The following is a 6,331-nucleotide window of genomic DNA, read 5'->3' as shown; positions in this document are numbered from 1 at the left end:
CCGATCTCTAATTATAATATTTGTAAAGGTGATTTTTGTTGAAGGGAGATTTATAATGGGGAAAGTTAAAAGTAGACGAAGTAAAAAACAATTCGCTAAAGATAAAAATATTGAAATATCCGTTCAAAGATATTTAGTTGATGCCTTAAGTTATATGGCTCTTGGTCTTTTTGCTTCTTTATTAATAGGTACAATTTTTAATACTTTAGGAGATAAATTGGGAATCAGTCTATTTACAGATGTGATTAATCCACTTGCTAAACAAGTTACAGGTCCTGCTATTGCTGTTGCCATTGCTTATGGGCTTCAAGCACCTCCTTTAGTTATGTTTTCTTGTGCTTTAGTTGGTGCTTGTGGAAATGAACTTGGAGGACCTGTTGGTGCTTTTGTAGCAACTATTTTTGCAGTAGAAATTGGTAAAATCGTTTCAAAAGAAACAAAAATTGATATACTAGTTACTCCTGCTGTAACTATTTTAGTTGGAGTATTAGTTGCTCAGTTTACCGGTCCTGCTGTATCTGCGTTTATGACAACATTTGGAAGCTTGATTATGAAAGCAACAGAAATGCAACCTATATTTATGGGAGCATTAGTTGCTGTATTAGTAGGAATAGCTTTAACTCTACCAATTAGTAGTGCAGCTATTTGCATAATGTTAGACCTTAGTGGACTAGCTGGTGGTGCCGCAACAGTAGGATGTTGTTGCCAAATGGTTGGTTTTGCAGTAATGAGCTATAAAGAAAATGGAATGGGTGGATTATTTGCCCAAGGGATTGGAACTTCTATGCTACAAATGCCAAACATAATAAAGAACTGGAAAATTTGGATACCTCCAACATTAGCTTCTGCTATTATTGGTCCATTATCTACTACTATATTTAAAATGGAGAATATTCCAATAGGTTCTGGTATGGGTACTTGTGGTTTTGTAGGTCAATTTGGTACTGTTACTGCCATGGAAGCTGCTGGAAAGGGTGGTTCTATGATGTGGCTAGGGATTTTACTTCTTAATTTTATTTTACCAGCTATTACAACTATTATCATAGCTAAGTTTATGAGAAGTAAGAATTTAATAAAGCCTGGTGACTTAAAGCTTGATATATAAAATTCACTTCGCCTAAGCGACTATGTCGGCGAAACACTTTATGGCGCAACGACTTTGTCTGTTGCTTATAAAAAAATAAGGCTGTGTAATCACAGCCTTATTTTTTTAATACATTTTTTAATAACCAATCTATAGAACCTTTAGTGTTTTTCCATAAACTTATTGACTCTTCACAGTAGAAGTTTGCTTCGTTAAATAATACAGGGTTTATATATACACCTGACATTTGCATAAAAGCTGTCCATTTTATTAATTTTAATGCTATATATTTATTACGGTTAACTGCATCTTTTAATGCATCTTTTGCCATAAACATATTTTTATTTTTATAGTAGTATAAAACTTTACTATATGACCATGTTGCACTTTTATCATCTTTGTATCTTGCAAACAAGTCATTTACTTCTTTTCTATCATTTTTTTCGATAAGTATATTTATTAATTTATATCTTATTCCTTGATGATCTAGTGGGTTTAAATTTAATAATAATTCGTATACTCTCTTAGCCGAATCATAATCTTTATTATCATTAAATAAATTTCCTAAATCTTGTAAAGCTATCATATATGGTTTTGTTATTTCATCTTCCCAATATACAACTTCACCGTTATTTGCTATCATTTCTACTGCTACTTTTATAGCATTTTCAAAGTTTTCAACTTTAACTTTAAAATCATTAGATTCATGAGCTAACTTCATGAAGTTTTGATATATTTGTTGCTTTTCGTCTTTTACTGGTGCTTCAGTAGTTACTACAACTTCTTCTTTAGCTACTACTTCTTTTTCTTCTACAGTTTCAGTCGTCTCATTAGTAGAATATACTATTACTGATTGATCATTTTCTTCTAAGTTTAAGATTTCTTTAACAGCTTCAGCTTTATTTTTTATCGTTCCTGCTGATACTCCTATTTTTTGAGAGAAATCTTTCTTTGTCATGTACATTGGATGTTTTTTGTTAAATACTCCGTTCATATCTAATACTATGTTTAATATAGAAGCAGCCCATATATCAGTTCTTGAAGTACCTAATATTTCTGCATTTGCATCTTCTAATCTGTCTAGGATTTCCACACTCTTTTGAGTAAAATTTCTGTTTAAATTTTCATTTGAGAAATCCATTATTATATCTTTTATTTGTGATTTTGTATTGCTCATTTAAATCCTCCATATTACATTAAAAATAACACTATTTACTATTATAACATTTTTTTTTAAAATGTATATTTAAACTTTAAAAATCTTTAATATATGATAATAAAATTTTATCACATTAAGAGGAAATTTGCGTTTAGAATAAAAAAACTCTAGGAATATCCTAGAGTTTTTTATTACTCATTTATTACAACTGCTATAAATTCTAAATCTTCACTACCTATATTTTCTATACAGTGTTTATTTCCATCAGCAGTATATATTGCATCACCTTCGTTTACTTCTACAAACTCATCATTGTCTAAAACTTTACCTTTACCTTTTAGTATGTAGTAAATTTCAAAATCGTCCACATGATCATGCATGCCTATAGAACATCCTACTGGTATAATTATTTTTGAAAATAGTTTTGCCTTTCCCCTTAAGTCATCACCTTCAACAATAAATTCCCTTTTAACTAAACCTTTACCATCTTTTAAATTAGATTCATCTTTTCTTATTTGTGATTTTCTTATTATCATATAAACCCCTCCCTTTATAATACACAATAATAATATCAAAGTTATTAGATCTTATCAATAAATGATCCTTCATAAAAATTTACATATTTACTTTTACATCATATTTTTCTAAAGCATCTTCTAATAATGTGCTTTGTTTATTATTACTTAAAGTTTTTATAAGAGATTCTTTCTCATCATCAAAATCACCGTATCGTTCACCAGTCTTTTTAATAATATGATATCCATAATTAGTTTCCACAACTTTAGGATAAATTTGATCTACCTTTAAAGAAAATGCTGCATCTTCAAAGCTTTCATCCATTTGTCCTTTAGTGAAATATCCTAAATCACCACCACTACTAGCAGTATAAGTATCATCCGTATTTTCTAGAGCTAAATCATCAAAACTGTCTCCATTTAAAGCTCTCTTAAGTAGTCTTTCTGCCAACGCTTTATTTTCTTTCTTTTTATCATCACTTACTTCATTGCCCTCTTCATCATAATTACTTATTAAAATATGAGATGCTCTTATCTCAAAGAATTCTTCTTTATTGTTATTGTAATAATTTTTTGCTTCTTTTTCACTTACTTCAGAATTATCTTGTAAATACTTAGTAGCTACCATTTCTTTCTTTAAACTTTCTTTGATATAATCCTTAGTTAAATCAAATCTTTTTAAAAACTCATCTTCTGTTAAATTAAATGATGATTCTATTGATGACATAGTTTTAGAGTAATTACTATCTACTTCATCATTAGTTACTGTAATCTTTGCCTCTTTTCCTGCTTTATATAAGGCTTCCAAATTTGTCATATAATTTATTGTATTGACTTCTTGTGATTCAATTTCTTCATTTGATAACTTCTTTAAACCTTGGTAGTAGAAGTATGGCTCCATTCTCTTTGAAAAATCTTCACCTGTTATTTTAACATCTCCAACACTGGCTAATACTTGTGACTTTGTATAAGATTTATGAGTAGCTGGCAAGTTTCTTCCCACATCTGTTCCTACATAAAAACCTGCACCTATTCCTATAATTGCTACAAATAACATAGATAAAATTGTCTTACCTCTTTTACCATCTATGTATTTTTTTAATTTACCTTCTTTTGTTTCACTATTATCTTTATGTGAATGATTTACAGTCTCTTCTTTAGTTTTAACACCATCAATGTTTTCATTTTCTTTGTTTGGTTTGTCTTGAGACATTTGGATCCTCCTAAATTTATTTCTTATCTATATATTACAACATATAATTTTTTTTGTGTGAATAGAAATAGAAAGTAATATGAAATTTTCATGAATTTTTAAATTTATTTATAACTTTCGTAATAAAAAAGGAGTAATTACTATTGTTCCAATTAAACCATCTATCATATCTATCATTGTGTCTTTTAGACCGCCTGCTTGACAATTTATTTTAAATAATACGTCTAAAGAAAATTCTAAAATTTCCCATAAATTTGATATTCCTAAACTAAACATAAAAATAAAAATAAAGAAGAAAGCCTTTTTTATTTTTTTTCTGTCTTCTTGTTTTGTACATACATTAATAACTGTATATGCAACCACACTTCCAATAGCACCCGACCATATATGTAATGCATCATCATAATGATTTATTTTGTATAGTCCATAAGAAGTTCCAAGGACAAGAGAAAATAATATAAATAAATCAAGCATAATTATTAACATATCATTAAATAAATAGTCAAACTTTTTATTCCCAAGTCTAAGAATGTAAGTTGCTATGATACATGCTGTACAAATAGCTGCATAGTTATATTTTTTAATGTATATTAAGTAAACTACAGATATACCATAAAATACATAAAGTAGTATATTTAATATCTTTAGTAAATTTATTTTTTTCATATTGTTAGTCCTTATAATTATAATATTTTAGGATCAATTTTATTTTTACCTTCACCATAAGTTTTTAGAGGTCTTAAAGCTGGTCCATTTAAAATATCTCCTTTATAAGAAAATCTACTTCCATGACAAGGACAGTCCCATGTTTTTTCACCACTATTAAAGGTAAGTTCACAACCTAAGTGAGTACAAGTAATATCTACTATATATAAATGATCGTCTTTATCTCTATAAGCTCCATATCTTTTACCATGTATACTTATAGTTTTTCCTTCTTCTTTCTTAGGTAATTCACTGCTTCCTGATATAAATTTACCTTTTATATAGTCAATTGCAACTTCCATATTATTTTCTAAAAACTTCATGTTTAAATAACTTTTTAAGCGACTTGGATTATATAATGCTTCATATTTAGAGGAGTTTTTAGTTATTAAATCTTTAATTAAAATAGCTCCTGCACTACTATTACTAAGTCCCCACTTGCTAGTACCTGTTATTATATATACATTATTTTTTTCATTATTAATTCTTCCCATAAAAGGTATATTATCAAAAGATACATAGTCTTGTGTAGACCAACTCCCTATAATTTCTTCCACATCAAAAGTTTCTTTTGCAAATCCTTCTATTGCTTTAAAATTATCACATTCTTTGATACATTTTCCTGTTTTGTGATCTTGTCCTCCAGCTATTAAAAGATCACTTCCTTTGTCATCTTTACAAGACCTAAATGTTCTTGTTGGATTTTCTACGTTAATATAATTACCTTCTAATATTTTATTTTTTAATTTTCCGCATAGCAAATAAGATCTTGAAGCTTCCTCTTTTGCAAAGAAAAATCTTAATCCATCATACCAAGCATTACATGATGTTAGTATTAAATTCTTCGCTTTAATAATATTATTATTGGCGCATTTAACTACACATTCTTCATCTATATTTACATCAACTACTGGAGTATTTTCATAAATTTTCACACCTAATTTTTTATTTATTTTTGCTAAAGCATCAACATATTTCTTAGGATTAAATTGACCTTGATTTTCAAAACATAAAGCGCTCTTAATATTTAGAGGAACATCTTTTATATTATTCATATACTCACAAGGTATCCTTAATTTATTACAAATTTCATATTCTTTTTTTATATCTTTAATATATTTTTCTTCTTCAGTATAAACAAAACTTGGAACCACTTTAAAATTACAATCTATATTATTTTCTTCTATTATATCTTTAATAAGTTTTAGTCCTTCCTCGTTGGCATCATAATAAAGTCTGGCTTTTTCACTAGAGTACTCTTTTTCTATGATAGAATATATAAGTCCATGTTGACTAGTTACTTTTCCTGTATTTCGTCCTGATGCTCCAAATCCAATTTCATCAGCTTCCACAATAGTTACTTTTTTATTTTCTTTTGCTAATAAATAAGCTGTAGTAAGCCCAGCTATACCACCACCTACTATTAAACAATCTGTATTTATATCATTATTTAAACTTTCATAGTTTTCCTTATTTTTTGAGGATAAAATCCAATATGAATTCTTCATTTTTTATTCCTTTCTTAGTTAATAATACTTATTATTAACAATAGCATTCTAAAAAATTCGCCTTACTTAAAGCTATATTTGCATACTACACATAAAACTTTTTTTTCATATACATAAGTTTTATAACCTTGATTTTTATACTTATTT

At 27.9% G+C, this 6,331-nt stretch carries 6 protein-coding genes; 1 reads left to right on the top strand and 5 read right to left on the bottom strand.

Features of this window, described 5'->3' with window-relative positions:
- Positions 1–55: 55 nt before the first annotated feature.
- A complete protein-coding gene (locus NSA58_RS14025) occupies positions 56–1,105 on the top strand; it encodes a PTS transporter subunit IIC (RefSeq protein WP_039678596.1) in 1,050 nt (349 codons plus the stop codon).
- Between the two features lie 97 nt (positions 1,106–1,202).
- On the opposite strand, the gene NSA58_RS14020 is transcribed toward NSA58_RS14025, so the two are convergent.
- From NSA58_RS14020 to NSA58_RS14000, 5 genes are all read right to left on the bottom strand, one after another.
- Positions 1,203–2,261, bottom strand: coding sequence for a DUF6398 domain-containing protein (locus NSA58_RS14020; protein WP_039678597.1), 1,059 nt, complete (start codon positions 2,259–2,261; stop codon positions 1,203–1,205).
- Between the two features lie 173 nt (positions 2,262–2,434).
- Entirely contained in the window at positions 2,435–2,779 is a 345-nt protein-coding gene (locus NSA58_RS14015) for a cupin domain-containing protein (protein WP_257560600.1), read from the bottom strand.
- Between the two features lie 79 nt (positions 2,780–2,858).
- A complete protein-coding gene (locus NSA58_RS14010) occupies positions 2,859–3,971 on the bottom strand; it encodes a peptidylprolyl isomerase (RefSeq protein WP_074080141.1) in 1,113 nt (370 codons plus the stop codon).
- A gap of 108 nt (positions 3,972–4,079) precedes the next feature.
- On the bottom strand, positions 4,080–4,637 hold the full coding sequence (locus tag NSA58_RS14005; protein ID WP_257560599.1) for a hypothetical protein: 558 nt from the start codon (positions 4,635–4,637) through the stop codon (positions 4,080–4,082).
- 17 nt (positions 4,638–4,654) lie between these two features.
- Positions 4,655–6,184 (bottom strand): FAD-dependent oxidoreductase, encoded by a 1,530-nt coding sequence (locus tag NSA58_RS14000; RefSeq protein WP_039678601.1) that lies wholly within the window; start codon positions 6,182–6,184, stop codon positions 4,655–4,657.
- Positions 6,185–6,331 lie beyond the last annotated feature (147 nt).

The sequence above is a fragment of the Terrisporobacter muris genome (genome assembly GCF_024621905.1).
Taxonomy (GTDB): Bacteria; Bacillota; Clostridia; order Peptostreptococcales; family Peptostreptococcaceae; genus Terrisporobacter; species Terrisporobacter muris.
Note: the sequence above shows the minus strand (reverse complement) of the source record. Positions and strands in the feature narration are given on the sequence as shown.

Excerpts from the sequence above, each read along its gene's own strand:
- NSA58_RS14000 (WP_039678601.1), bottom strand. The coding sequence starts at position 6,184 with ATGAAGAATTCATATTGGATTTTATCCTCAAAAAATAAGGAAAACTAT.
- NSA58_RS14020 (WP_039678597.1), bottom strand. The coding sequence starts at position 2,261 with ATGAGCAATACAAAATCACAAATAAAAGATATAATAATGGATTTCTCA.
- NSA58_RS14005 (WP_257560599.1), bottom strand. The coding sequence starts at position 4,637 with ATGAAAAAAATAAATTTACTAAAGATATTAAATATACTACTTTATGTA.
- NSA58_RS14025 (WP_039678596.1), top strand. The coding sequence starts at position 56 with ATGGGGAAAGTTAAAAGTAGACGAAGTAAAAAACAATTCGCTAAAGAT.
- NSA58_RS14015 (WP_257560600.1), bottom strand. The coding sequence starts at position 2,779 with ATGATAATAAGAAAATCACAAATAAGAAAAGATGAATCTAATTTAAAA.
- NSA58_RS14010 (WP_074080141.1), bottom strand. The coding sequence starts at position 3,971 with ATGTCTCAAGACAAACCAAACAAAGAAAATGAAAACATTGATGGTGTT.